This window comes from Aestuariibacter salexigens DSM 15300, assembly GCF_000429145.1.
Classification (GTDB): Bacteria; Pseudomonadota; Gammaproteobacteria; order Enterobacterales; family Alteromonadaceae; genus Aestuariibacter; species Aestuariibacter salexigens.
On sequence record NZ_KE386852.1, the window covers coordinates 132,202 to 158,291 of the forward strand.

The window sequence follows — 26,090 nt, forward strand, 5'->3', positions numbered from 1 at the left end:
AATACTCTAAGCCTACTCCATAGAGTCGCACTCGAATCTAGATAGTCGCACCCGTATCCAGATCGTCGCACCCGTGACGACGGGTGCCTCAGAGAGCGTAAACCAGCTCGTCATCCTAATGAATATCAGGATCTCCTTGGCACATTTTACCGACATTGACATCTGCGCAATGAACCATTTTTTCGCTTGACGTGTAATTATTGTACTTTAGTAATGTGGATAAACACGTCATGAATACGTTATCGATCGCTTTCACAACGTTGGTATTAGCATCTGTTGGATATTATATCTGGCTTATGGGTAGCGAAAACTGGCTGTATTTTGTTGTTTTGCCACCTCTTTTTTTCGGCTTATTTATTCTGCTTGCAGCTCGCATTCCTCGAACCAAAGAAGCACACAATGCTAACTACAAAAAAAGCTTAAAATCATCTTCTGGCAATAAACACCGGCATTATCAAAACCGCTAAGTTTCTGTTCGCTGCTAGAAACACGCCCACCAATGTGTTTTTGGTGATGAAAGATTTTTTGACTCAAAGGCACGAGAAATTACATGGACGGAAAATTGTTTTAGGAAGCTGCCGCTATAACACCAATGTGGCATAGCCCATCTAACGTGTATCGTTCCATGCATTAGATACCTATTGTACCCTGTTGCACACCTTCCAATGTATTACAGCTGCAATATGCGCCAATCAGATCTTGTCTTGATGCAGGGCAACTACCGCCACTCCTGTCACTGTCCCAGTAGCAGGTACTGCCTAACTTCACATTGGGTGCATGCCGCTTCTCGATAGATGATGCTTGCTCTCTGGGGTTAAAAGTGAACGATGAGCAACCTTGAATAAGGGTGATAGCAAGCAATCCAAATACAGTCCTTTTCATACTATTTTCCTTTTAAAAACAGAATGCTATTACTTAATTTACGTGTTTGAGTATACGCCCTTGATGGCTAATTTCTACACCATATTCTGAACTCACATCCGGCCTGGCGATTTTTTCGTACCAACGCTATAACCACGTATTCATTTACTAATCTGTCGAGGATAAAAGATGGCTGACCAAAAAGTTGTAATTGTCACCGGTGCCGGCTCTGGTATCGGTCGAGCAACCGCTGCAGTGTTTGCTAACGCGGGCTATGCCGTGGTGTTAAATGGCCGTACGAAAGAAAAGCTGGAACAATCAGCAGACCAATTAGATAGCAACAATGCCCTTATAGTAGTGGGTGATGTGTCTAAGTCGGAAGATGTGTCAGCACTTATCCAGTCGACAATAGAGGCGTTCGGCAGGATCGACGTGCTGGTCAACAATGCCGGCGTGGCGGTATTTAACAGTCTGGATAATATTACGCTGGATGAATTCCAAAACGGTCTGGCTGTGAATGTGAACGGGCCATTTATGGCGATCAAGGCAGCGTTACCACACCTTGAGAAAACCCGTGGCGCTATTGTGAACGTGTCGTCTGTATCCGGGATTGGGGGGGATTGGGGTGGATTCGCCTATAACACTACCAAAGGTGCGCTTAATCTCATGACTAAGGGCCTGGCGCTTGACCTCGCACCACGTGGCATTCGCATCAATGCGGTTGCACCCAGTCTTACCGTCACGGATATGAGCAAAGGTGTCGTCAGCAATGAACACCTTATGGAAAAGTTTAAAAATCGTATGCCTATGAAACGCGCTGCCAAACCAGAAGAGGTGGCAGATGTAATCTTTTACTTGGCCAGTGAAAAAGCCCAGTTTGTGAACGGCGTCATCATGCCAGTAGATGGTGGGCTCTCTGCCTCAAACGGCCAACCCAATATGATGGGATAAGCCGCGAGGCAGTGATGAGATTGACTATCGCTGTCTCATTTGATGGGGTTCAGATGAGACACATAGCTGATCACCATAATAATTATTGGCATAATTGCACGATAGCTTCGGTTGCGTTGACGATGAACCTGTCGGATTGACTATCTGTTTAAGTATTTTAATCATCTTGATCTCCTGTTGGTTTACACCGTCACTGTAGCCATACTGGAATATTCATTAAAACGATTAAATAAGATTAAGCTAATCTATATTTCAGAAACAATTCACATTTACAGCAATCCCAGATCAATAGCCTTTAGAACCGCTCTGGTTCGGTCTCTGACGCCAAGTTTTGCCAGCACGCTGGAAACCTGATTTTTAATCGTCCCTTCCGACTTAAACATGGCCTCGGCAATCTCACGGTTACTGCAACCTGAGGCCATCAAACGCAGTATTTCGAGTTCTTTTTCTGACAGCTTTTCAGGCTCGCTGAAACTCTCAAACTCGCTGCTGACTCCTTTCAGACTTTGCACAACCCGCTCGGTAATCGCCGGTTGGATCAGCGTGTTACCCTTATAAACGGTCTCTATCCCCTCCACCAGCGTTTCAAGAGAAACGTCTTTAAGCAGATAACCTTTCGCGCCTTTTTGCAGTGCCTGCAGGATAAGTTCATGATCATCGAACGTGGTTAGCATGATCACTGGTACGGTAATGCCTTGCTCAGACAGCGCCTGCAGTGTCTGAATGCCGTTCATGCGTGGCATACGAATGTCCAGAAGCATCACGTCAATATCGTTTTCTACAAGCTGTGAGATGGCCTGCTCACCGTCACCGGCCTCCGCTACAACCTGAATTTTCTCTGACAGAGACAATAAACTTTTTATTCCTTCCCTGACGAGAGTCTGGTCATCAACCAGCATAACGCGAACAATCATGTTGCCTCCGGAATCCATATCTGTGTAATGAAGCCACTGGCCGTCGCAGCAAAATCAACCCTGCCACCCAGTGCATTAACACGTTCCGCGATACCGTTCAGCCCATTGCCGGGAGTAAAGGTTTTATCCGGCGTTCCGTTATCGGCAATGGTGCAATGTAATTGTCCATTTCGCCGCTGCACATTGACAGAAAATGTCGATGCCTGAGCATGACGCAGGCTATTGGTCAGGCTTTCCTGAATGCACCTGAGTAATGCCTCGGCCGTCGCCACGTCATCGACGCGGCAGTCCTGTTCGATATTAAAAGTGATATCCAATTGTTCAACATTGTTGAACAGGCTGTTGAGCGCCTGCTCAAGATCCAGTTCGCCTCGTTCACGGATCTCAGACACGGCTTCTCGAACATCACTAAGAAGCAGCTTCGCTAACTGATAGCACTCATCAATATTGCCTTTGAGACTCGTATCACAGGTTCGCTGTGCGACCTGCAATTTAATCGTTAACGCGGTAAGGTGATGGCCAAGCAAGTCATGAATATTGCGTGCAATTCGCACCCGTTCCGCCTGGCGGGTAGCCTGCTGCAGTAAATCCTGCGTGGCCATCAGTTCCCGATTCAGTTGGTTTGCGGCTTCTCTTGCCTCCTGCTCGTTACGCAGCGTATTGATGGTCACCAGCGCAAACAGGTTAAAGGTCCAGAACAGCAATGTCATGATATGGGCGTGCTGTTCCCCCCAGTGGTAGGTGTGCACAAGCCATAACGGAGCGGACCAGAGGGGTGACGACCAAAGCGCAGTACGTAATGAGAAAAAGTAAGGGAGCTGGGCACTCCAGATCACGCATAGAATCGCGACAAAACTAAATGGCACCATATAGTACAGCGCAATGATGCAACCGTACTCAATTACCAGCAATACCAAGCGATACTGATTTTCAGTCGTCGGAATAATTGTAGGTCGAGCGTTACTATCGCTGGTTGTTTGCATCCATAACGCGATGAAAATCACAAAAAGACCGCCAGTGATCAGCAAGTGTTCAATGGGGTAATTTTCACTTTTCGCCATGTAGTACAGGGCAATACACATCACCACTAACCAGGTGGCGATTGCACTGATACGTTCCCTGTCTATTCTCAATATGTCCTGAATCTTTGCCATTCTGCATTCATCTGCTGTCGACGCCTCGTCCAGTATGCCTCGCTTATTGATAACGGCAATAGGTCAAAAGTCATGGATTATTTTATGACTTTCGGCACTGTCAGGCATCAAGAGGTGGCACTACGCTAGGCACCTGTCATATTCGGAGTGAACGCCATGGTCTCAATTCATCTATTGTTATTCTATGTACATATCATCGCGGGGAGCATGGCATTGTGTCTGTTCTGGCTACCTGCATTTATGAAAAAAGGCAGCCTCAATCACGTCCAATTCGGTCGCTATTATGCTAGAACCATGTATGTAGTGGTTCTGTCTGGTTCGCTGATGGCCTTGATAGTCCTTGCTGTACCTTTATCGATAAAAGGGCATCTCCTCAAAGAGGGGATGGACCCGGAAGCTTTCGTCACAAGCATAAGGCTATTCTGGGCCTTCTTACTTTATCTCAGTCTGCTGACCTATGTTGCTGTGCGTCAGGGTGTAGAAGTGGTGCGCGCGAAGCATGCGCTTTCACAATTAAAACGTCTGACACATGTTGCACCGGCCTTTTTAGTCTTGATCGCGGGCATTGCTTTACTGATTGTCGGTTTACAGAGAAGTTCAACCCTGTACATTCTGTTCGGCATATTTGGTCCTGTTCTGGCCATCCAACACCTGCGTTTTTGCTTTCGTGCCAGCCACTCTTCCAAGGCCTGGGTGGTTGAGCATTTTAGTTCACTTATCGGCTCAGGTATTGGTGCGCATACTGCATTCATCGCTTTCGGAGGGCGCTATTTATTTGAAGGGCTGGGCCAATGGCAACTGCTGTTCTGGGTTGCGCCAGGTGTCATCGGTAGTGTAGTAATTTCCCGTCTTGCCAGACGTTACAATACCGTATCTATTGCTGGTTGAGTCGCTGACTGCGAGTCTTAAGCAGGTTAATTGTGTTGTTTCGCTTGAGTTTGCGAGGTTTATCTCCATTTTCACAGCTATACTAGCCCGTTTTGTTGGTGTAAATGTACACAACGATAGAAATCTGAGGAGTCGCCCGTGAGTTTGAAGCTCGGTATCGTGATGGATCCGATCGGTTCGATCAATATCCGTAAAGACACCAGTTTTGCCATGTTGCTGGAAGCACAGAACAGGCAATACGACATCTACTACATGCAAATGGATGACCTGTTTATAAATAACGGTGTGCCCATGGCGACCATGCGCAAACTTGCGGTCAAAGAAGACATCCAGGATTGGTACCATCTGGGCGAAGTAGAAACCTGTCAGTTGAGCGATCTCGATGTGCTGCTTATGCGCAAAGATCCCCCTTTTGACCGAGAATACCTGTATGCCACACAGATATTCGACCTGGCCGAGCAAAGAGGAACATTGGTCGTTAATAAACCGCAAAGTTTGAGGGACTTCAATGAAAAGCTCTTCACGTCGTGGTTTCCTGAGCTGATCCCTGACACCCTGGTGACTCGTCAGGCCAGTCATATCCGAGCATTTCATCAACAACATGGCGACATCATCTGTAAACCGCTTGACGGTATGGGTGGCGCGTCTATATTTCGCGTCGACCAGTCGGGCACCAATCTTGGTGTCATCATCGAAACCCTCACGCAACATGGCCAGCAATACGCTATGTTTCAACGTTACATGCCGGAGATTAAAGACGGAGACAAACGCATATTGATCGTCGACGGCGAAGTCATTCCTTACGCACTGGCCCGCTTGCCCAGCCAGGGAGAAACGCGGGGCAACCTCGCCGCCGGTGGCACCGGGCGCGCACAGCCTTTGTCAGATTCCGACCGACGGATAGCAGAAACGGTTGCGCCAACATTAGTGAAACGCGGCTTGTTGTTTGTTGGTCTGGACGTTATCGGTGATAAAGTCACAGAAATTAATGTCACCAGCCCTACTTGTGTACGCGAAATAGAGGCCGCATATGATATCAATATATGCGCTAAACTATTTGATGCGATAGAGAAACGATGTCGATGAAGGAGACCTCCGCCCCAATGCAAACGTTTGAGAACCAGTTCCTGATTGCCATGCCCAGCCTGGACGACCCGTACTTTTCACGGAGTCTGACCTATATCTGTGAGCATAATGAGGACGGCGCAATGGGGATCGTGATCAACCAGCCGGTTGGCATGACATTGAAAGAACTGCTGGAACAGACCGAGCAGGATGCCATCGTGTTACCCGAAAAAGCAGAAACCCCTGTACTTGCAGGTGGTCCGGTAAGTCGCGACCGAGGATTTATCCTGCACACCACACAGTCCGGTTGGTCTTCCAGCCTGCAATTAACTTCTGACATCATGGTCACCACGTCAAAAGATATTCTTAGCGCCCTGGGTAATAACAACGCGCCTGACAAAGCGATTGTCGCATTGGGCTATGCGGGCTGGTCTGGTGGACAACTCGAACATGAGATCCAGCACAACTCCTGGCTCACTGTCGAAGCCGATCTGGATATTCTGTTTAACACCCCTGTCACCGAAAAGTGGGAAAAGGCAGTCAAAAAGCTTGGTATCGATATCTGGCAATTGGGACCAGAGGCAGGGCATGCCTGATCAGGGACACCGCACGGTGCTCACCTTCGATTTTGGTATGAAAAGTATTGGCGTCGCAGTGGGTCAGGAAATTACTGGCACGGCGTCACCGCTTGAGGCCATCAAGGCGCGTGATGGCATCCCTGACTGGGATATCATTCAACGTCTTGTCGATGAGTGGTCCCCTCAACTCATGCTCGTCGGATTACCGCTTAATATGGATGGCAGCTGGCAGCCGCTTACGTATGCGGCGAAGAAATTTGCCAACCGACTTCACGCCAAATTCAAACGTCCCATCGACACCTGTGATGAACGGCTGACCACCGTCGACGCCAAAGCGACTTTGTTCGAACAGGGAGGTTACAAAAAACTCAGTAAAGGAAAAGTGGACAGTGCGTCTGCCTGTTTAATTTTCGAAAGCTGGTCATCCCGGCAGTCAAGTTAACGACTAAGTCGCACTTCGAGGCTGCTGACACTGCCAGCAAATTTCAAAGGTGGCGTCATTATGTTCACCGCAACTCGGACACCGCCACTCAGCGCCATCACCAGAGCCTGACTGTAGCTCGTCAATAAGGCGCAGAGCCTTGGACTGCCATTCTTCATCACTCAGCCACACTTCCGGCCAGGCATCGAAGGGAGACAGCTCCCCTACTCCCCCAATAGAAAATTCATTCTTGATGAAGCACGGTATGTGATTAGCGTCTAGCATATCCTTAACGCGGGCTACCTGAAAACGGTCTTCGCTGCTGAATATCTTGATCATGGTTGACTCGTCAGCCTCGCAAACTTACGGTTGCGCAGCACAGCATGGCTGGTCAGCACAGGGAAGAGTAAGAAGTACGCAAATCCTGACCAGCCAATGTTCTGGTCTTGCGCATACAGCGCTATCAACATGCTCACTAAGGGCACAACATTGGTTAATGCCCAGGACTGTTTATCTGTTTCGGTCTGAAAGACTTCCTGTTCGCTCAAGCCAATCTGCTCTCTTTTCTTCAGTGCGTAATGAAACAGTACAAAGAAATTTGCCGATAACGCCCAGAATCCGCAAGCATAGAAAATAAACATAAAGCGCACTTCATCTACGCTGCTGTAGCGCATCTCGGAAGGCAGAAAGCCGTCGGACAACACGGCAAATAAGCCTTGCATCATCAGGCGCAGCGGAAAAACATATACCAGTACCAGAAAGACCAATACGCAGCTCATGACGATTGACGGCCCGTCCTCCAGACCATAGCGACGGCACCAGTTGGCATGGGTTGCCCAGATCCAGGCGACAATCGCAAAACTGGCGGCAAATGAAGGCACCAGCTTGACGGCCATAACAAATTCGTCGAATGTCTTTGGCACGTCATCGATAGAGATGACCAGCATGGTCACGGCAAAGGCGAACGCGGCAGCCACGAAGGTTTCGAGCCGGTCCATGCTTTCACCGCGTAACCTAAAACGAAAACGCTGGGGTGTTGCGTCCGTCACATTATCCTGCATGCGTGAGGCGCTCCTGATTACACGCGGTTAGTCCATATCAATCGACACATCAGTGAGCGAGCCCAGGCTGGTTCCGTCACTGCTATCAAGCTTAATCATCAGACGCAAATCATTAGGCGAATCGGCATGGTGCAAGGCCTGGTCAAGCTCAATACGACCTTCTTTATACAAGTCATATAACGCCATATCAAAGGTCTGCATACCCGCCTCTTTGCCTTTTTTCATCGCATCTTTGAGACTGCCTATTTCATTACGCTGTATTAGATCCGTAATGAGCGGTGAGTTGAGCAAAATTTCGATTGCGGCGCAGCGTCCCGTGCCGTCTTTGGTCGGCACCAGTTGCTGAGCAACGATAGCGCGAATGTTCAGACTCAGGTCAAATCGCAGTTTGTCATGCATATCTTTCGGCGCCAGGTGCATGATACGTTCAATCGCCTGGTTGGCATTGTTTGCGTGCAGAGTCGCGACACATAAGTGCCCGGTATCGGCGAAAGACATGGCGTATTCCATGGTTTCCATTGAGCGAATCTCACCAATTAGAATGACGTCAGGTGCCTGTCGCAACGAGCTCTTGAGGGCATCATCAAACGAGTGTGTGTCAATGCCGACCTCTCGCTGTGTGACCACACAGCCAGCATGCTCATGCACAAATTCAATCGGGTCTTCTATGGTCAGAATATGTCCACGGGAATTTTGATTTCGATGGCCAATCAAGGCTGCCAGCGATGTCGATTTACCCGTGCCCGTACCACCGACAAACAGCACTAATCCCCTTTTGGACATGATCACATCTTTGAGTACCTGCGGCAGTCCCAAATCGTCTACGGCAGGGATCTGGGTGACAATCTGACGCACCACCATGCCGGCCAGATCGCGTTGCCAGAATGCACTGCAGCGGAATCGGCCGACTCCGTCCCTGGCAATCGCAAAGTTACATTCCTTGCTGTCTGTAAACTCGGTCTGCTGGGCTTCTGTCATGGCACTATGTACCAAATCTAGTGCCGCCTCAGCATCCAGCACAGCATCGTCCAGTGGCGTCAGCTGACCGTTGATTTTTGCGCTGACCGGAAACCCGACAGTGACGAAAAGGTCCGACGCTCCCTCATCCACCATGCGCTCGAGATAATAATCCAGATTCATCAGCCTTACCCTCTCTAGTGCTTGTCGACCATTTTATCTTTTGCATCCTGTGCGGAGATCACACCGGTTGCAACCAGTTTTTGCAGACACTGGTCCATGGTCTGCATACCGTGTGACTGACCGGTCTGGATAACGGAATACATCTGCGGCACTTTATCTTCACGGATCAGATTACGGATAGCCGGGATCCCGACCATAATTTCGTGTGCAGCAACACGTCCCCCACCAATCTTCTTGAGCAAGGTTTGTGAAATAACGGCACGCAATGACTCGGAGAGCATAGACCGCACCATGCCCTTTTCCTCAGCTGGAAACACGTCAATGATACGGTCAATGGTTTTCGGTGCGGAGTTGGTGTGCAAGGTGCCAAACACGAGGTGACCGGTTTCCGCAGCTGAAATTGCCAAACGAATGGTTTCCAGGTCCCTCAATTCACCTACCAGGATAACATCGGGGTCTTCACGCAGAGCAGAGCGCAACGCATTGGAGAAACTCTTGGTGTCACGGTGCACCTCACGCTGGTTGATGACGCTCAATTTATTGTCGTGTACAAATTCGATCGGATCCTCGATGGTGAGAATGTGGTCTCGTTTATGCGAGTTGATATAGTCCACCATCGCCGCCAGCGTGGTTGATTTACCTGAGCCGGTTGCTCCGGTGACCAGCACGATACCGGTTGGCTGGTTGATGATTTGTTTAAATATTTCCGGTGCGCCTAAATCATCCAGGGTCAATACCGTACTGGGGATAGTACGCAAGACAGCCGCGGCACCGCGGTTTTGCACAAACGCATTGACACGAAAGCGCGACAAATCCTTCACTTCAAATGAAAAATCCACTTCCAGGTTTTCTTCGTATTCTTTGCGCTGCCGGTCATTCATGATTTCATAGACCAGTGAGTGGACCTGTTTATGATCCAACTCAGGCACATTGAGTCGGCGCATTTCACCGTCGACTCGGATGATAGGAGGCAGACCGGCACTAAGGTGCAAATCTGACGCGTTATTCTTCACACTGAAAGCTAAAAGTTCGGTAATATCCACAGGCATTGACTCCGTGACATCTGGTGCATAATGAAAACAATAGCAGAACGACTCAAAACCGCACGAGATTACATTGAACGCACTACAATTGACGCCCATCGTCCAACAAAAAGTGTGCAATTGCTAGCGGTTAGCAAAACCAAACCCGTATCGGATATCGAGCAAGCGTATGAAGCGGGACAACGTTTGTTTGGCGAGAACTATGTTCAGGAAGGGGTCGATAAAGTTCAGGCTCTTGAACATCTTAGCGATATCGAGTGGCATTTTATCGGGCCTCTACAGTCGAACAAAACCCGCCTTGTTGCAGAGCATTTTGACTGGTTTCAGGCACTGGACAGGGAAAAAATTGCACGCCGTTTGCATGAGCAGCGTAGTCCGCACAAATCTCCTCTTAACGTCACGATTCAGGTCAACATCGATGATGAGCACAGCAAGTCAGGCGTCTCTCCAGATGATGTCATGGCGCTCGCTGACGCTATCCAGCAATATCCCCGCATTGTGCTGCGCGGCCTGATGGCCATCCCCAAAGCGGACTCATCAGACGCTCAGCAATACGCGTCATTCAGCAATATGTTGGCGCTGTTTGAACGCCTCAAGCAGCAGTACCAAACTGCAGATACGCTGTCGATGGGGATGTCATCTGACTGGCAGCAGGCAATCATTCATGGCTCAACCATGATAAGATTAGGCACTGCGATTTTTGGACCAAGACAATAGGAGCATTATGCAACAACAACGTCTCGCATTTATCGGCGCCGGAAATATGCCCCGCAGTATCATCGGCGGACTGGTTGAAAGCGGTTACCCGGCCCAGAACATCACTGCCAGTAATCCTTCTACGCCAAAACTCGATGCTTTACAGGCTGATTTTGCTATTCGTGTCACCACCTCCAACCTGGAGGCAATGCAGCAAGCGGATATCATTGTGTTGTCCGTTAAGCCGCAGCTGATGGAGCAGGTCTGTGCTGAGCTTAAACAAGCACCGGATTTGGACAAAAAAGTATTCGTCTCTATCGCCGCAGGTATTGAAGTTGCGCGACTGCAGCAAATGCTCGGAGGCCAATACCCTATGATTCGCGTAATGCCAAATACGCCGAGTCTCATCGGCAAGGGCATGAGCGGTGTCTACGCAAGCGAAGAAGTCACTGCGCAGCAGGTTTCACAGGTCGAAACCATCATGGCTAGCGTCGGCAAAGTGGTCACCGTCAACGAAGAGTCGATGATTAACGGCGTGATAGCAGCTGCAGGCAGTAGCCCCGCGTATTTTTTCCTGTTCCTGGAAGCTATGCACAAAGAAGCGATGGCAATGGGATTCTCCCGCCAGGACGCCAGAACTCTGGTTGAGCAGGCCATGCTTGGCGCTGCAGAAATGGTTTGTCACAATCAGCAGCTTGAATTGGACGAGCTTCGAGCCCAAGTTACATCAAAAGGTGGCACGACCTTCGAAGCCATCCGTCATTTTCAGGAAAATGGTCTCGAACAATTGGTCAGCGGCGCGATGCAATCAGCAGTGACACGCGCTGAAGCCATGGCGAAAGAGTTTTAATTAGCAGGAACACGCAATAATGAATGCGACACAGTTTTTAATTGGCACCCTGTTCGATTTGTATCTGATGGTTGTGCTTTTGCGTCTGTGGCTCCAGTTGGCGCAAGCGGATTTTTATAACCCGTTCAGTCAATTCGTTGTCAAGGCGACGCATCCACTGATAGGCCCTATGCGGCGTATCCTTCCGCCGATTGGCAGGTTTGACACCGCGACGCTTATTCTCGCGCTGTTGGTTGCCAGCTTGAAAATTGTGGTGTTGGGCGTTCTGATAGGCGGTATTACTATCAACCCTCTTTCCTTGTTCATTGGTGCTGCGCTGATTGTGCTCAAAGAAGCCTTCAGTATTGTTTTTTGGGTGTTGGTGATCCGGGCCATCCTCAGCTGGGTGAGCCAGGGAAGCAACCCGATTGAATATGTCCTGCAACAATTGACCGAACCCTTTCTGGCCCCCATTCGGCGGATCATTCCGCCTATGGGCGGATTGGATTTATCCATACTGATTGCGCTCATCGGTTTACAGTTTCTGCAAATTCTTATGCAGGACCTGCTTGGTCACTTCTGATTAAGTTAAGGGGTTAATGAGTATGTTGAAACATTTTGTGTGTCTATTTTTACTGATATTTTCAGCCAGCATCTGGGCTGAACAAAAACAGGTACTGGGTGACTGGGATGTGCATTACATGGTAGTGGGCACGACTTTTCTGACCCCTGAAGTGGCTCAGGGAGCAGGTATTGTGCGCAGTAAATTTAACGCTCTGGTCAATATTTCAGTGCTTGATTCTGCCACCCAGAAAGCGCAGTCGCTGATCGTTGAAGGCAATGCCAGGAACCTGATTGGTACCACCAAAGCGTTGACGTTTAAAGAGGTTCAGGACGGTGACGCCATATACTATCTGGCAGTGTTACCGTTCAGGGATCAGGAAACCTATCGCTTCGACATCACTATCCGAGACCATCAAACCAGCCAGACGCTGGCGTTCCAGCAAAAAATCTACGTGGATTAAACCAGACTCGACAAAACCGGACGTCAGTACAGTATGTCAATTGGCATATTTTGATACACTTTGAAACGGACGTTATTGACCTTGTTAACTAAACTTTAGACAGGTCAAAGACAATCTCAAAGGACGCACCATGGACTTTTTTTCTCGGCTGAAGCACTCACAAAGTGTCAGCGCACTTCGCACAGGCGTCGCATGCCTGCTGTTCTCGTCAGCGATATCACTAGGTGCACACGCCGCCGCACCGGGCTATGGCAAAATGGACGTATTCCCTGACGTACAGATCTCGCCAGACGGCGATCATCTGGCTATTGGTTTAATGAATAATGGCATGCGCCAAATGATCGTAGTTAAAACCGATTCATTTGAAACCGTAGGTGGCGCAAATTTTGGTAAAACACAAGAGGTAGGTAACTTTTACTGGTCGTGTAATAACCGCCTGCTCATTGAAGTACTGCAGCGCGATCCCTGGGATGATAAATCCAAATATTATGGCGAGCTTTATGCTGTAGATGCAGACGGAAAATACGGTGAAATGGTGTTCGGCTACCGTGCCGGTGAAGCACAGGTCGGCACCAAATTGCGTAAAAATAAAGATGTATTCGGCTGGGCGAAGCTGGTCAACCCGATGCTGGAGGACGATAAGCATGTGCTGATTTCGGCCACGCCGATGCCTGGTGGTAGCCGCGTTTTCCAGGATGACAAAGAGCGCAGCCAACTGGATATGCAAGAATATGAGAAACAGTATTCAACTGTACACAGGCTCAATATCCGCACCGGCCGTATGGGTCAGGCACTTGCCCGTGCGCCGGTCGCCAATGCTCGCTACATCACCAACGCAGATGATGAACTTATCTTTGCGTTTGGTAATGATTTTGGGCAGGCAGCGCAATTATTCCGCTATGTGAACGACGACTGGCAGCGTATCAGCGTGCCCGGTGGTGAATTCACACCGCTGACATTGGATGGTGAAAGCCAGCGCTTTTACTACCTGAGTCAAACCGGGGATGACACAGCATTGAACGTACTAGACCTGGCAAGCATGCAGGCCAACACCTTGCACAGTGCAAAAGGTTTGACGACAGATGATGTCGTGTTCTCTTCTGACTATACCAGAGTGTACGGGGTAAGAGACGCTAACGCCGAATTAGGGTATCAGGTGTTTGACGACGCCAATGACGCAGAAGCCGACCTCTTTAAACGCTTTGCAGCAACATTCGAACAGCAGAGCGTGAAAATTATCGGTCATAGCAATGATGAAAACCGCTGGATTGTCTACACCAATAAAGACGATACTTCCGGTTATTATCTATATTCAGCCTCTGGCAACGAACTGTCGCAAATTTTGTAGTCAGCAGTCCGCTCCGCTTTTCAACGCCCCGCTCTCTACGCGGGGCGTTTTAATTTGATACGTATCAATGTGTTGAAAAGAGATTGCAGTAAAGTCACCTTACCGCTTCACTTAGGCATATCAATATGGCAACGGTAAAATTTTTCGGCGCAGTTCAGGAGGTCACCGGCTCCTGCCACATGCTGCAAAGCTCCGCGTTTGGTTGTGTATTACTGGATTGCGGATTACATCAGGGTGGTGACAGAGACAAAGACGAAATGGCGTCACGGTTTCCATTTTCTCCACATCAGGTTGATGCTGTCATTTTATCCCACGCCCACCTTGATCACTCTGGACGCTTACCCAAACTGGTTCATGAAGGGTTTGACGGGCCGATATTCTGCACGCCAGCTACTGCTGACCTATTGCCTGTTATGTTGCTTGATGCTCTGGGATTATATGAACGTGATATAGAATGGGAAAACCGACGTCGCTTGCGCCGCGGAGATCAGCCTGTCTCTCCCAGTTATACCCGCGCTGACGTTGAAGCAGCCCTTAAACTATGTCATCCAATCGACTATGACAGCCCATTTGACTTCAATGATGGGCTGCAGATCACCCTTTTCGATGCTGGGCATATCCTTGGCTCCGCCATCGTATCAGTACAATTTAATGAAAAGGGTAAGACGAAAAAGCTAGTGTTCTCTGGCGATTTAGGTAAATCAGATACCGTATTGATGCGCGATCCCACTGTGGTTAAAGAAGCTAATGTGGTTTTGATGGAAGGCACTTACGGCGATCGCGACCACCGTAGTCTGGATGATTCATTTGAACAGTTGGAACACATTCTTCATGAGGCCTGGCAGCGTGGCGGCAACGTGCTGATACCGGCTTTTGCGGTTGGGCGATCGCAGGAATTGCTGCATTATCTGGCGCGTCTTGAAACCCAGGGCAAGCTGGATAACTGGCATATCTTCCTTGATAGCCCGATGGCCATTGAAGTGACCAAAGTATTCAACAAGTGGTTATCACTGCTTGAGCCTGAAGATCTCGACGCCTCCGCAAACGATGGCCACGAAATTGGCTCCGCCATCAGGCATAAGCTTAAATTTACCGTTACGCCTGAAGAATCTATGGCAATAAATACCATACGTAAAGGCGCTATCATCATTGCCGGCAGCGGAATGTGTACTGGTGGAAGAATTCAGCATCACTTTAAACAGCGTATCTGGGATAACCGCAATACTGTGCTGTTTGTTGGTTTTCAGGCCAAAGGCACATTGGGCAGGGCGATTGTCGACGGTGCCACGCACATACGTTTGTTCAAAGAGCAATTCATTGTCAAAGCCCAGATAGAAACTGTTGGCGGTTTTTCTGCCCATGCTGGTCAAAGTGAACTGATTGACTGGGCGGGTAATTTCACCTCACATCCACAAATGATACTGGTACATGGTGAGGCTGACGCGCTGGATACGTTGAGCGAGCAACTTTGGGACAAACATCAGATAGATGCAGAGATCCCTTTTCGAGGTCAGACGTTAACATTCTAGCGGGACACGTCCCGCTAACGCTGTTGCCACTCCTTTAATTTAGTTCTGTTCCTCGCGCAGAAAAACCAGTTCGTTTGCACTGCTTTGCGATTCATCGAATCGGTATCCGCCCATATCAAACTGGTATAAGTCAGATACCTGCTGGCAACGGTTCTGGATAATGTAGCGTGCCATCATGCCGCGGGCTTTTTTGGCAAAAAAGCTGATGACCTTGTACTTACCATTTTTACAGTCCTTGAATACCGGCGTAATGACTGAGGCGTCGAGTTGTTTCGGTTTCACGGCCTTAAAATATTCGTTTGAGGCCAGATTGATCAGAACATTATCACCCTGGGCATTGAGCGCCTCATTAAGCTTGTCAGTGATTGCTGAGTCCCAGAATTCGTATAGATTCTTGCCTTTGTCAGTGGCCAGTTTGGTACCCATTTCAAGTCGATATGGCTGCATCAGATCCAGTGGTTTTAACAGACCATACAGACCTGACAGGATGCGCATATGCTGTTGCGCAAACGCGAAGTCATCTTCACTGAAACTGCTCGCTTCCAGTCCGGCATACACATCGCCATTAAATGCCAGCACCGCAGCACGTGCGTTGTCCGGCGTAAATGGTGTGCTAAAGCTGTTAAACCGCTCTGCATTGAGCGTTCCTAGTTTATCGCTGATGCTCATTAACGAACTTAACTGTGCTGGCGTCAGCGTTTTACACACGTTTACCAGTTCCTGCGTGTGCTGCATCATTTCCGGTTGAGTGTAGGATTGGGTCGCCACAGCACTTTGATAATCGAGATTTTTCGCAGGAGAAACAACAACAAGCATAAGAGGTCCTGATTGGTAGTAAGTGGTTAATAAATCAAATCACGTCTAGTTATGGGGACTGCCCCTTAAAAGATCATCCCCTTATTACTTAACAATGTGAATTGAGCGGTCTACAGACTGGTTTCAGAATGCGATTCCGTTTACCCTACACGCCAGTATTCGTAACCCTTTTTTGCGCTTAAACGAGGCTTTTCACGTGAGTAACAAACTCGAATCTTTACGTAACGTCACTACCGTTGTCGCCGATACCGGTGATATAGAGGCCATCAAAATCTATCGTCCTGTTGATGCCACAACCAATCCATCTTTATTACTCAAAGCCGCGCAGTTGCCTCAATATCAGTCTTTGCTCAGCGAAGCGGCAGATTGGGCAAAGCAGCAAAGCAATGATACAGCGCAACAGGTAATAGATGCCGGCGACAAGCTGGCGGTAAGCATTGGCCGAGACATTTTATCTATCATCCCTGGGCGTATCTCTACAGAAGTGGATGCCAGATTATCGTTTGATACCAACGCCAGTATCGCTAAAGCAGAAAAGCTGGTACAGCTTTACGAACAGGCTGGCATTGGCAAAGAGCGTATCCTCATCAAAGTCGCCTCTACCTGGGAGGGTATACGGGCCGCTGAGTATCTCGAAAAACAAGGGATCAACTGTAATCTTACGCTGTTATTCAGTTTTGCTCAGGCTCGGGCATGCGCAGAAGCAGGCGTATTTCTGATCTCACCTTTTGTAGGACGTATTCTGGACTGGTACAAAGCGAATAGCGAACAAAGCGACTTCGACGGGGCCAATGATCCCGGCGTACAGTCGGTCACACGCATCTACAATTATTACAAGCAACATGGATTTAAGACCGTTGTAATGGGTGCCAGCTTCCGTAATACCGGCGAGATTCTGGAACTAGCCGGTTGCGACCGTTTGACTATCAGCCCCCAACTTCTGGAAGCGCTATCTGAAATGCCCGGAGATGTTGAAGTCAAACTGAACGATAGCGGCGCTACATCCAGCCCCGGTGAAGTCATGGATGAAGCGCAATTCCGCTGGGAAATGAATGAAGATGCAATGGCGACGGAAAAACTCGCTGAAGGCATTCGTAATTTCGCTGCGGACCAGCTAAAACTTGAAGCCTTATTGAAAACGCATCTATAACCAATCAAATCTAAGGAGAGAATATGTCCGGCAAACTGACGACATCTGCGCCATGGCAGAATCTGACGACACTGGCTGAAAGCATTTCGACCCAGCACATGCGCGATTGGTTTGCCGCGCAGCCGGACAGAGCGTCACGTTATACCATGAGTGCATGTGGGATAACGCTCGATTATTCAAAAAACTGGATTGAGCCAGATGTTATGCAGGCGCTAACAGAGCTTGCAGAGTACTGCGACGTTCCGAAAAAGCGTGATGGAATGTTTGCCGGGGACATTATCAACAATACCGAACACCGTGCCGTTCTGCATACCGCGTTGCGCAACTTTTCAGGTAACCCTGTGTATGTCGACGGACAGGACGTCATGCCGGAAGTGATGGCAACACTGGATAAAATCAAACAGTTTGTCATCGAAGTACACAGTGGCACGCGCACAGGGATGCGCGGTGACGCGTTTACCGACATAGTCAGCATTGGTATTGGCGGTTCGTTTCTTGGCCCCAAAATTATGACGGAGGCGCTCAAGCCTTACCAACATGATGGTCTCAACGTACATTTTGTTGCCAACGTCGATGGCTGTCATATTCAGGATGTGCTGGCCGGTTTAGATCCCGCCACTACGTTAATAGTGATGTCGTCCAAGTCATTTACCACTCAGGAAACGCTGCAAAACACCCTAACCGCTAAACAGTGGTTCTTATCATCTGGCGGCAGTCAGGCTGACATCGCTAAACACTTTGTTGCCGTGTCCTCAAATGTCCAGGCAGCGGTAGAATTCGGCATGGCTGAAGAAAATATTTTCCCAATGTGGGATTGGGTTGGCGGCCGCTATTCATTATGGTCCGCGATAGGCTTACCTATCGCTCTGTCCCTGGGTTATGAGCATTTTGAGGCGTTGCTTCGAGGTGCACACGAGATGGACAACCATTTTCGGTCCGCGCCTTTGCAGCAAAACATGCCGGTCATTTTGGCTTTGTTAGGCGTTTGGTATCGCAATTTTTTTGCCGCTCAAAGTCATGTTCTTTTACCGTACTATCATTACTTGCGAGGTTTCCCGGCCTATGTGCAGCAGCTTGATATGGAGAGTAACGGAAAGTCGACAACGTCCTCCGGCAATGCTGTTGATTATGCAACAGGTCCTATCATCTGGGGCAGTGAAGGTACCAATGGCCAGCACTCTTTCCACCAGCTTATTCACCAAAGCGGTACCCTGATCCCGGCTGACTTTATGCTGCCGCTGAGCGTACCAAACCAACATCATGAGCATCACGCCATGCTGGCTTCGAATTGTTTCGGCCAGACTCAGGCCCTTATGCAGGGGAAAACCTTCGAGCAATGCTATGAGGATCTGGCCAACAAAGGTCTGCCTGAAGACGAACGAAAAAAGTTGGCTGCCCACAAGACAATGCCCGGCAACAAACCCAGCAATACGCTGGTATTTGAACAGCTTGATCCTAAAACACTGGGTGCGCTGGTCGCACTGTATGAACATAAAGTGTTTGTGCAGGGCATCATTTGGGATCTTAATTCGTTCGACCAATGGGGTGTGGAGCTCGGTAAAGTGCTCGGTAATCAGGTTCTGGGTGCCATTCAGGACGGCGCAGGCAGCGAGCAATTCGATTCATCAACAGCTGCGTTAATTGCACGCTTTCGTCAGCAGCAGTCTGACTGAGCACAATAACGTTGGTTTCCCAGACTGAATGGATAGTGCCTAAACGACCGTTTAGAAAGCGCAATGGCTGGCTTATCCTGCTGTTTACCCTACTCAGTCTGGGACTTTACGCCCTGTATTGGTTATTCCGACTACATGAAGAACTGCCCCGTCGCCGCGGTATCGATCATACCGGCATAATGTGGATAACCCTGTTTGCGTTCTTGACGTTTTGCATGCTTGGATTGATGATAGCCAGTGGGATCCGCGGCGAGTGGCAGCTATGGCATGACGCCAGTACAGCTCAACAATTGCTATTTAGCAGTGGATTAACTGCCGGTGTGGCGCTTAACGTTTTGTTTGGCAGAGTGTCTGAGCGCCTCACCGACAGGGTCCAGCAGTTATTAAGTCCCACACCACCACCCATGCTGGGCACTACCAAAAAGGCGCTGCTGATCTTCGGGGTATGTTGCCAAATGCTGGCAATGCTATTGCCATTAGCACTGGAAGTCGCGCTCATTAGCCTGCCACAATCCATTGCTGCTAGCGTAGACATCATTGCCCGACTAGGTGGAGGCAGCCTGCTAGGCTGGTGCATCGTACTGCATCAGGATATACGAAAACTGGCGGAAAACGGGATTATAGATTTACCCAACAGCTGAATGGTCTTCGACGTGTTTCACGCACTCAAAAATAAACGCATCCATTTCAGATTCACAATGAAAAGGGGCATAACCTACCCCCATCTCTGTCGTGCTATTAATATGTTTAATATCCCCTTTTATCACACACTGCATTTTACTCATGGGTAACGTGAGGGTGATATGCACGTGTCCATCTCTCAATGAGTTAGGCAAGGCGTCGAGCAACTTGATACGTATCCCTGAATAACTCATATCCAGCATATATCCTTCAAGATAAATATGCTCGGATTGCTGGGGATGACTAAAATCGATAAGCGCGTGGACGCCTTTGGGAGAAAAACGATGGTGGTTTCGCTGTTCAGTATTCATTGGCTACTCAATGTAGTCACCGACACCTAAAGCGTAGTTATCGATTGTAATTTCATCAAATTGCAACGTTTTGTTAATACTAGGTTAATTTTGTTGTTTTAATTTTTCGAATCGTATGGTACATATCCAACTGAACTGACATTAAAGGGTTATAAAGTCAGTCATCCAGCGGTAAGCAGTAACTAAAAGGAGAGTTCCGTGGATAATTCAGATCTACTGTCTTTACTCGATGTGGAATCACGTCCCGCAAAAACAAAAAGCAAAAAGCGTAAGTGGAGAGAAATCGAAGCGATTCAAGACCGCTACAAATTGCGTAAAGAGCTGACCGACATGGACCTGTGTCTGGAAAGCGAACTAGACAAACTGGAGATGTAACCGCTGGAAAAGGCTTTGCTCACGCAAAGCCTTTTTTGGTTTTACAGCCAGTTATACCTGCCAGTTTATTGGAGTACTGTTATGTTGCTCCAGGTAATGGTTTGTCGCTGAAAAATGGCGGCAGCCGAAAAACCCTCTGTGCGCTGACAACGGTGACGGGTGAGGCGCTTTAAGCACGTGATGTCGTGAGGTATCAATCATTGCGCCTTTGCGCTGTGCATGGCTGCCCCAAAGCAGAAACACAATGCCACTGCGGTATTCATTTAACTGCGCGATTATCTTATCAGTAAAGGTCTCCCAGCCTATTTTCGCATGAGAATGGGCCTGACCATGTTCGACGGTCAGCACCGTATTCAGCAGCAGCACACCTTGCTCAGCCCATCCTTCCAGATTACCGTGGGATGGTATTGAAAAACCGTCAATATCGTTCGCCAGTTCTTTGTATATGTTGACCAGTGAAGGGGGGACCGCAATACCATGGGGTACCGAGAAGCATAAACCATGTGCCTGACCAGGCCCGTGATAAGGGTCCTGCCCGATAATCACCACCTTTACTTCATCAAACGGTGTTTTTTTCAGTGCATTAAACACCAACGGCGCAGGCGGATAAACCTCGATGCCCTCAGCACGGCGCTGCTGAACATACTCCATGGTTTTGATGAAGTATGCCTGCTGTTTTTCTGCGCCAAGCGCCTGTTGCCAGTCGCTGACATCACTCATCGCAAGATGCTGAACATGTGTTGTTTAAGCGCTTCATAGTCATTCGGCAAGGCAGCTGAAAGCACTTCCTTACCCGAGCAGTCAGCCAAAGGCTTTGGCAGGCTGATAGGCTGACCTAGCACATTCTCGACCGTCTCTCGAAACTTGGCAGGATGAGCAGTGCCGAGGAACACTCCCACTTCATCATCCTGCAGCGAACGCGCCAGAGCCTTGTAGGCGACAGCAGCATGCGGCTCACTGACGTAGCCTAGCTGCGCCAGCTGCTTCATGGCGACTTGCGTATATTCTTCATCCACTGTTGCGCCACTTAGCCACTCTGGCAGCACCTCGCCACGCTGTAACATTGCCTCGATACGCGGCCAGTTATTGGGTTGACTGACATCCATGGCGTTGGACAGCGTAGCAACGGTTGCTTTCGGATCCCATTTACCGGTCGCCAGATAACGGGGCACGGTATCATTCATATTGGTTGCGGCAATAAAACGTTTGATAGGCAAGCCCATGACTTTGCCAATCAGCCCCGCGGTGAGGTTGCCAAAATTGCCGCTGGGGACCGCGAATACCAGTTTATCGCGTATTTCTACCGGCGCTTGTGCGACAGCTTCAAAGTAGTAGCACACCTGCGCCAGCAAGCGAGAAATATTGATTGAGTTGGCTGAATTTAAGTGCAGACCATCGCGCACTTCAGGATCATCGAAAGCCGTTTTCACCAGCTGCTGGCAGGCGTCAAAATCACTTTCAACCGATACGGTATGGATATTCCCGCCCAGCGTGGTAAAAAGCTTTTCCTGCAACGGGCTGATTTTTCCCTTGGGATACAAAATCACCACATTGATATTATCAATACCATGGAAGGCGTGCGCTACCGCGGCCCCCGTATCGCCAGACGTGGCCGTCAGAATGGTGATAGGCTTTCCTTCAGAGATGCGCGATAACGTTTGCGCCATAAAGCGCCCGCCAAAATCTTTGAACGCCAGCGTAGGGCCGTGAAAAAGCTCCAGGCAATAAAGTGACTCCGTAACCTCGGCAAGTGGCGCAGGAAACGTGAAGGCCGTTTCAATAATCTCATCTAACTGCTCAGCCACATCTTCGTCACCAATCAGGGTGCGTAAAACAAATTGGCTACGTGCCACAAACGGCATTGCCAGTAAGTCATCAATATTGTCCAGCACTGGCAGCTTTTCAGGAAAATATAAGCCCTGATTGATGCCCAGGCCTTTTTTCACCGCATCGGCAAAATTCACTTTATCCGATGCTACTTTCAGATTTACCAATTCCACTGTATGTCCATCCGTTTATTCATTGTTCTGCACGCTTGCGCCCTGTTCTCGCAGGCGGCACACATGGCCAAAGCCATGATCATTCTGTATGTAGTGTTGCTTCAGCCAGGTCAGCATGGTCTCGGCACTGTGCTGGTTATCGGTGACGGCAAACACGGTCGGCCCCGAGCCTGAGATGCCAAAACTTAACGCTCCCTGCTGCATACAATAAACCCGTGATTCATCGAAATACGGTAGTAATGCCTTTCGGTGTGGTTCAGCAATCACATCGTTCATCATTGCCGCTGCCTGACTCGCATCGCCACGATGTAACGCATCAACAAACACGGCCAACTGCCGTCCAAAGGCCAGCGTGTCCTGAATATTATACTGTGTTGGCAGGATTTCCCGGGCCGCTGACGTTGACACACTGATGCCCGAATAGCACACCACCCAGTACCACTGTTTTATAACCGGCAGAGAAACCGCGACCGGTGATGACTGGCCGGTCATCAATGACAGACCACCCAAAAAGCAAGGTGCAACATTGTCGTAATGCACACTGCCACTGATCTGCCCCTCAAGAGCGCCCATCATGGTCAGCAAGGTATTGTCATCAAAAGGAGTGGCGTAAAAGTGATTAAGGGCCACGAACGCTGCCACAATAGAGCTGGCACTGCTACCCAGTCCGCTGCCTATTGGCAGGTTCTTGCTTAGATGCAACGCGCAAGGACGCGCTGACACACCTTTATCACGCAGGGCATTGATAAAATAATCATAACAATGTCTGACGATATTGTCGTCAACATTACCCGGTAGTTTGCTCGCAAAGGGGCCTGACACGGTCAGCGAAAAGCACTCTGCCTCTCTGGCACTCACTGTATCTCCGAGCGCATCGCCCGATACGGGTTCAAGCGCCGCACCCAGAATATCGAAGCCTAAACTGACATTACCAATTGAGGCTGGCGCGTACGCGGTCACATTCATATTGTTTTATTCTCATTATTTATATTTTTCGTGCTAAACCACACTGTTTTACACGTCCTGCTTCCAGGGCATGGTACGCAATACGTCAGCAAACACGCCGGCGGCCGTCACCGCTGCCCCTGCTCCATAGCCGCGAATAACGAAGGGGATAGGCGTGTAATAATGGCTATGAATTGCCAACGCATTTTCACCATCTTTAATGGCATACAGCGGATGCTCAGCGCCCACCGCCTGAATGGACACTTTACAGGTACCATTCTGTATCTGGCCTACATAGCGTAACACTTTACCTTGTTGTTTGGCTGCTGATACTTTTTGCTGATAAACATCATCCAACTCACCAAGTTTCGCCATAAACTCATCAACCGTGCCGGTGGCGTCAAAGTCATCAGGTAGCACCGATTCAATTTCAATATCTGATAATTCCAGATTGATGTTGGCTTCACGGGCCATGATAAGCAATTTTCGCGCAACGTCCATGCCACTGAGATCATCTCTGGGGTCTGGCTCTGTAAACCCGTTAGTTTTAGCTATGCTGGTTGCTTCTGACAGACTTAGTCCTTCATCAAGCTTGCCAAACACAAATGATAATGACCCGGATAGTATGCCCTCAAAGCGGATCAGCTCATCGCCGGCATCAATCAGTTTCTGCAGGTTGTCAATGACTGGCAACCCTGCCCCAACTGTCGTTTCGTACAAAAACTGACGTGACGTTTGCAGCGCGGTGTCGCGCAACTGCTGGTAATAAGCCAGATTACTGGTATTGGCCTTTTTATTTGGCGTTACTACGTGAAACCCGGCCGACATCATCTCAGCATACTGACTGGCAATGTAATCGTTACTGGTGCAGTCCACAATGACAGGATTGATAAGGCTGTTGGCATTGACAAAGTCTCGCAAAGCCTGCAACGACCAGTCCTGTTCAGCTTGCGCCAGTGCCTGTCGCCAATCGTTGGTAAGATCTATACCGCCCTGCTGCAGCAGCAACTTGCGGCTGTTAGCAATACCATACACCTTGAGGTTGATGTTACGTTCATTAAGCGCCGCCTGCTGTTTGGCCATTTGCGCCAACAACTCTCCGCCTACGGTGCCACAGCCTATCAGAAACACATCAATGCTGTGACGCTGGGAGAAAAAATTCTGGTGCACCACCTTCACCGCTTCTTTTGCTTTTCGACTTTCAATCACTGTAGAAATAGACCGCTCTGATGAACCTTGCGCAATGGCAACATTATTGACTCTGGCTTGTGCCAGAGAACTGAAAAACTTGGCTGCGAGGCCTTTATGATGGCGCATACCATCGCCCACCAGGGTAACAATTGCCAATTCATGGCGTACCTCGATCGGATCGAGTAACTGGTTAGCCAGTTCCAGCGCAAAAGCGTCCTCCAGAAGGACCTTTGCTCGGTTGGCATCGCGACTGTGGATACAAAAACTGATGCTGTACTCTGATGAGCTTTGCGTGATCAGACTGATCGAGATATTGGCGTTAGACATCACCTCAAACACGCGACTGGCCATCCCAACCATGCCTTTCATGCCTGGTCCCGCGACGTTGAACATCGTCATGTCATCAAGGTGTGAGATCCCTTTAACACTGGTCCACTTATCACTCTTCTCGTTACTGATGAGCGTGCCCGGCGCATCAGGGTTGAGAGTATTTCGAATAAGACAGGGAATATGATGTTGGGCAATGGGGCCAATCGTTTTGGGGTGTAACACTTTCGCCCCGAAGTAAGACAGTTCCATAGCCTCCTGGTAGGTCAGCTTATCAAGCAGCACCGCGCCTTCCACCTGATTCGGATCGGCATTATACACACCGTCAACGTCCGTCCAGATTTCACAACATTGCGCATCAATACAGGCTGCCAGAATCGCTGCTGAGTAGTCTGAACCATTGCGCCCCAGGGTGACTTTCTCGCCGTCGGCGTTTGCCGCCACAAAGCCCGGCATAATCAGCACCTGCTCGCCAGACACATCGACATCGGTAAAGCGCGACTTACTGACGGCAACGTCTGCAATACTGTCCAGATACTCACCTTCAGCTAACACATAATCGACCGGGTCGATAATTCGATTATTTACATCGCGGGCACTGAGCATCTGGCTGAAAATATTAACGCTGACATACTCACCCAAGCTAAGAATGCCGGCAGAAACGCCATCAGGCGCGGTACTCAGCAGCGCTATGCCCTCAAGTTGACGGGTTAACTCTGCTAGTTTGCTATCGACCAGCGCGGTTAACGCCTGGCTATCAAACCCCTCGAGTCGGGCGGCCAGATCGTCAACAATGCCGTGCAGCGTCATGCCCAGTTTGGCCAGAAGTTCACCAAAATCTTTACCAGATGCAGCCTGCTCGGTAAGCAATGAAAGTGCGTTGGTTACCCCTTTAGGGGCTGATAAAACCACTGCCGCACCATCGGTTTGATGGCTGGCCATACTGATTTCCATGACGCGCATGTAACGAGTTGCGTCGGCCAGGGAGGATCCACCAAACTTCATGACTTTCATTTCCAGCTCCTAGGTATTCATCTGTCTGACGCTGGTGCGTCGGTCCTTAAAAACAAAAAAGCCCGCTTGTTGAGGGCGGGCTTAGGTATCATTTGCGTTGCGCA

The 26,090-nt window shown here is 49.2% G+C and carries 29 protein-coding genes; 16 read left to right on the forward strand and 13 right to left on the reverse strand.

The window, feature by feature from the left end; translation table 11 throughout:
- The first annotated feature begins 230 nt into the window (after positions 1-230).
- Entirely contained in the window at positions 231-467 is a 237-nt protein-coding gene (locus G441_RS0116965) for a hypothetical protein (protein ID WP_034475496.1), read from the forward strand.
- Positions 468-630: 163 nt separating this feature from the next.
- Here G441_RS0116965 and G441_RS19745 read toward each other — a convergent pair whose 3' ends face one another.
- Entirely contained in the window at positions 631-882 is a 252-nt protein-coding gene (locus tag G441_RS19745; RefSeq protein WP_156896404.1) for a hypothetical protein, read from the reverse strand.
- A gap of 168 nt (positions 883-1,050) precedes the next feature.
- Between G441_RS19745 and budC the strand changes: the two genes are divergently transcribed.
- On the forward strand, positions 1,051-1,812 hold the full coding sequence (gene budC / locus G441_RS0116970; RefSeq protein ID WP_026377441.1) for a meso-2,3-butanediol dehydrogenase: 762 nt from the start codon (positions 1,051-1,053) through the stop codon (positions 1,810-1,812).
- A 269-nt stretch (positions 1,813-2,081) separates the two neighbouring features.
- Here the strand turns inward: budC and G441_RS0116975 are convergent, their stop codons facing one another.
- Together G441_RS0116975 and G441_RS0116980 are read right to left on the reverse strand one after the other, a co-directional pair.
- Positions 2,082-2,726: a response regulator gene (locus G441_RS0116975; protein ID WP_026377442.1), complete on the reverse strand. Its 645-nt coding sequence runs from the start codon at positions 2,724-2,726 to the stop codon at positions 2,082-2,084.
- Complete coding sequence (locus G441_RS0116980; RefSeq protein WP_026377443.1) at positions 2,723-3,880, reverse strand: sensor histidine kinase; 1,158 nt, start codon at positions 3,878-3,880, stop codon at positions 2,723-2,725. Before G441_RS0116980 ends, G441_RS0116975 begins: the two co-directional genes overlap by 4 nt.
- Before the next feature lie 156 nt (positions 3,881-4,036).
- On the opposite strand from G441_RS0116980, the gene G441_RS19030 reads away from it, so the two are divergent.
- The 4 genes from G441_RS19030 (at position 4,037) to ruvX (ending at position 6,853) form a co-directional block, all read left to right on the forward strand.
- Positions 4,037-4,768, forward strand: a complete 732-nt coding sequence (locus tag G441_RS19030; protein WP_034475500.1) for a hypothetical protein — start codon at positions 4,037-4,039, stop codon at positions 4,766-4,768.
- Positions 4,769-4,906: 138 nt separating this feature from the next.
- A complete protein-coding gene (gene gshB / locus G441_RS0116990) occupies positions 4,907-5,854 on the forward strand; it encodes a glutathione synthase (RefSeq protein ID WP_026377444.1) in 948 nt (315 codons plus the stop codon).
- Positions 5,855-5,871: 17 nt separating this feature from the next.
- On the forward strand, positions 5,872-6,429 hold the full coding sequence (locus G441_RS0116995; protein WP_026377445.1) for a YqgE/AlgH family protein: 558 nt from the start codon (positions 5,872-5,874) through the stop codon (positions 6,427-6,429).
- A complete protein-coding gene (gene ruvX, locus G441_RS0117000) occupies positions 6,422-6,853 on the forward strand; it encodes a Holliday junction resolvase RuvX (protein ID WP_026377446.1) in 432 nt (143 codons plus the stop codon). The genes G441_RS0116995 and ruvX overlap by 8 nt, the downstream gene beginning before the upstream one ends.
- A 3-nt stretch (positions 6,854-6,856) precedes the next feature.
- Here ruvX and G441_RS0117005 read toward each other — a convergent pair whose 3' ends face one another.
- The 4 genes from G441_RS0117005 to G441_RS0117020 are packed head-to-tail and all read right to left on the reverse strand — an operon-like array spanning position 6,857 to position 10,076.
- Positions 6,857-7,171, reverse strand: a complete 315-nt coding sequence (locus tag G441_RS0117005; RefSeq protein ID WP_026377447.1) for a putative signal transducing protein — start codon at positions 7,169-7,171, stop codon at positions 6,857-6,859.
- A complete protein-coding gene (locus G441_RS19035) occupies positions 7,168-7,893 on the reverse strand; it encodes a TMEM175 family protein (protein WP_051275691.1) in 726 nt (241 codons plus the stop codon). Before G441_RS19035 ends, G441_RS0117005 begins: the two co-directional genes overlap by 4 nt.
- A gap of 27 nt (positions 7,894-7,920) precedes the next feature.
- The gene (locus G441_RS0117015) at positions 7,921-9,033 is read right to left on the reverse strand and encodes a PilT/PilU family type 4a pilus ATPase (protein WP_026377448.1); all 1,113 of its coding nucleotides are present in this window, start codon (positions 9,031-9,033) and stop codon (positions 7,921-7,923) included.
- A 14-nt stretch (positions 9,034-9,047) separates the two neighbouring features.
- Positions 9,048-10,076, reverse strand: a complete 1,029-nt coding sequence (locus G441_RS0117020; protein ID WP_026377449.1) for a type IV pilus twitching motility protein PilT — start codon at positions 10,074-10,076, stop codon at positions 9,048-9,050.
- Positions 10,077-10,106: 30 nt separating this feature from the next.
- Between G441_RS0117020 and G441_RS0117025 the strand changes: the two genes are divergently transcribed.
- From G441_RS0117025 to G441_RS0117050, 6 genes are all read left to right on the forward strand, one after another.
- A complete protein-coding gene (locus tag G441_RS0117025) occupies positions 10,107-10,793 on the forward strand; it encodes a YggS family pyridoxal phosphate-dependent enzyme (RefSeq protein WP_026377450.1) in 687 nt (228 codons plus the stop codon).
- A gap of 7 nt (positions 10,794-10,800) precedes the next feature.
- Positions 10,801-11,622, forward strand: a complete 822-nt coding sequence (gene proC / locus G441_RS0117030) for a pyrroline-5-carboxylate reductase (protein WP_026377451.1) — start codon at positions 10,801-10,803, stop codon at positions 11,620-11,622.
- A gap of 19 nt (positions 11,623-11,641) precedes the next feature.
- A complete protein-coding gene (locus tag G441_RS0117035; protein WP_026377452.1) occupies positions 11,642-12,184 on the forward strand; it encodes a YggT family protein in 543 nt (180 codons plus the stop codon).
- Positions 12,185-12,206: 22 nt separating this feature from the next.
- The gene (locus G441_RS0117040; RefSeq protein WP_026377453.1) at positions 12,207-12,626 is read left to right on the forward strand and encodes a DUF4426 domain-containing protein; all 420 of its coding nucleotides are present in this window, start codon (positions 12,207-12,209) and stop codon (positions 12,624-12,626) included.
- A gap of 130 nt (positions 12,627-12,756) precedes the next feature.
- On the forward strand, positions 12,757-13,974 hold the full coding sequence (locus tag G441_RS0117045; protein ID WP_026377454.1) for a hypothetical protein: 1,218 nt from the start codon (positions 12,757-12,759) through the stop codon (positions 13,972-13,974).
- A 125-nt stretch (positions 13,975-14,099) separates the two neighbouring features.
- Positions 14,100-15,503: an MBL fold metallo-hydrolase RNA specificity domain-containing protein gene (locus G441_RS0117050; RefSeq protein WP_026377455.1), complete on the forward strand. Its 1,404-nt coding sequence runs from the start codon at positions 14,100-14,102 to the stop codon at positions 15,501-15,503.
- A gap of 39 nt (positions 15,504-15,542) precedes the next feature.
- On the opposite strand, the gene yaaA is transcribed toward G441_RS0117050, so the two are convergent.
- Positions 15,543-16,319: a peroxide stress protein YaaA gene (gene yaaA / locus G441_RS0117055; protein WP_026377456.1), complete on the reverse strand. Its 777-nt coding sequence runs from the start codon at positions 16,317-16,319 to the stop codon at positions 15,543-15,545.
- A gap of 196 nt (positions 16,320-16,515) precedes the next feature.
- Here yaaA and tal point away from each other — a divergent pair, with 196 nt between their 5' ends.
- The 3 genes from tal to G441_RS0117070 are packed head-to-tail and all read left to right on the forward strand — an operon-like array spanning position 16,516 to position 19,783.
- A complete protein-coding gene (gene tal / locus G441_RS0117060; RefSeq protein ID WP_026377457.1) occupies positions 16,516-17,469 on the forward strand; it encodes a transaldolase in 954 nt (317 codons plus the stop codon).
- Positions 17,470-17,492: 23 nt separating this feature from the next.
- Positions 17,493-19,142, forward strand: coding sequence for a glucose-6-phosphate isomerase (pgi, locus tag G441_RS0117065; protein ID WP_026377458.1), 1,650 nt, complete (start codon positions 17,493-17,495; stop codon positions 19,140-19,142).
- Positions 19,143-19,177: 35 nt separating this feature from the next.
- Positions 19,178-19,783 carry a hypothetical protein gene (locus G441_RS0117070; RefSeq protein WP_026377459.1) on the forward strand — a complete coding sequence of 202 codons (606 nt, stop codon included), beginning with the start codon at positions 19,178-19,180 and terminating at the stop codon, positions 19,781-19,783.
- On the opposite strand, the gene G441_RS0117075 is transcribed toward G441_RS0117070, so the two are convergent.
- Positions 19,769-20,134, reverse strand: a complete 366-nt coding sequence (locus G441_RS0117075) for a PilZ domain-containing protein (protein WP_026377460.1) — start codon at positions 20,132-20,134, stop codon at positions 19,769-19,771. The genes G441_RS0117070 and G441_RS0117075 overlap by 15 nt on opposite strands.
- 198 nt (positions 20,135-20,332) lie before the next feature.
- On the opposite strand from G441_RS0117075, the gene G441_RS19620 reads away from it, so the two are divergent.
- Entirely contained in the window at positions 20,333-20,509 is a 177-nt protein-coding gene (locus tag G441_RS19620) for a DUF3545 family protein (RefSeq protein WP_084407419.1), read from the forward strand.
- Positions 20,510-20,560: 51 nt separating this feature from the next.
- On the opposite strand, the gene ung is transcribed toward G441_RS19620, so the two are convergent.
- Genes ung through thrA form a run of 4 tightly spaced genes read right to left on the reverse strand, consistent with a single transcriptional unit; the run spans position 20,561 to position 25,986 of the window.
- Complete coding sequence (gene ung / locus G441_RS0117085) at positions 20,561-21,229, reverse strand: uracil-DNA glycosylase (protein ID WP_026377461.1); 669 nt, start codon at positions 21,227-21,229, stop codon at positions 20,561-20,563.
- The gene (thrC, locus tag G441_RS0117090; RefSeq protein WP_026377462.1) at positions 21,226-22,509 is read right to left on the reverse strand and encodes a threonine synthase; all 1,284 of its coding nucleotides are present in this window, start codon (positions 22,507-22,509) and stop codon (positions 21,226-21,228) included. The genes ung and thrC overlap by 4 nt, the downstream gene beginning before the upstream one ends.
- A 15-nt stretch (positions 22,510-22,524) precedes the next feature.
- Positions 22,525-23,475, reverse strand: a complete 951-nt coding sequence (gene thrB / locus G441_RS0117095) for a homoserine kinase (protein ID WP_026377463.1) — start codon at positions 23,473-23,475, stop codon at positions 22,525-22,527.
- A 48-nt stretch (positions 23,476-23,523) separates the two neighbouring features.
- Complete coding sequence (gene thrA, locus G441_RS0117100; RefSeq protein WP_026377464.1) at positions 23,524-25,986, reverse strand: bifunctional aspartate kinase/homoserine dehydrogenase I; 2,463 nt, start codon at positions 25,984-25,986, stop codon at positions 23,524-23,526.
- Positions 25,987-26,090: the final 104 nt, after the last annotated feature.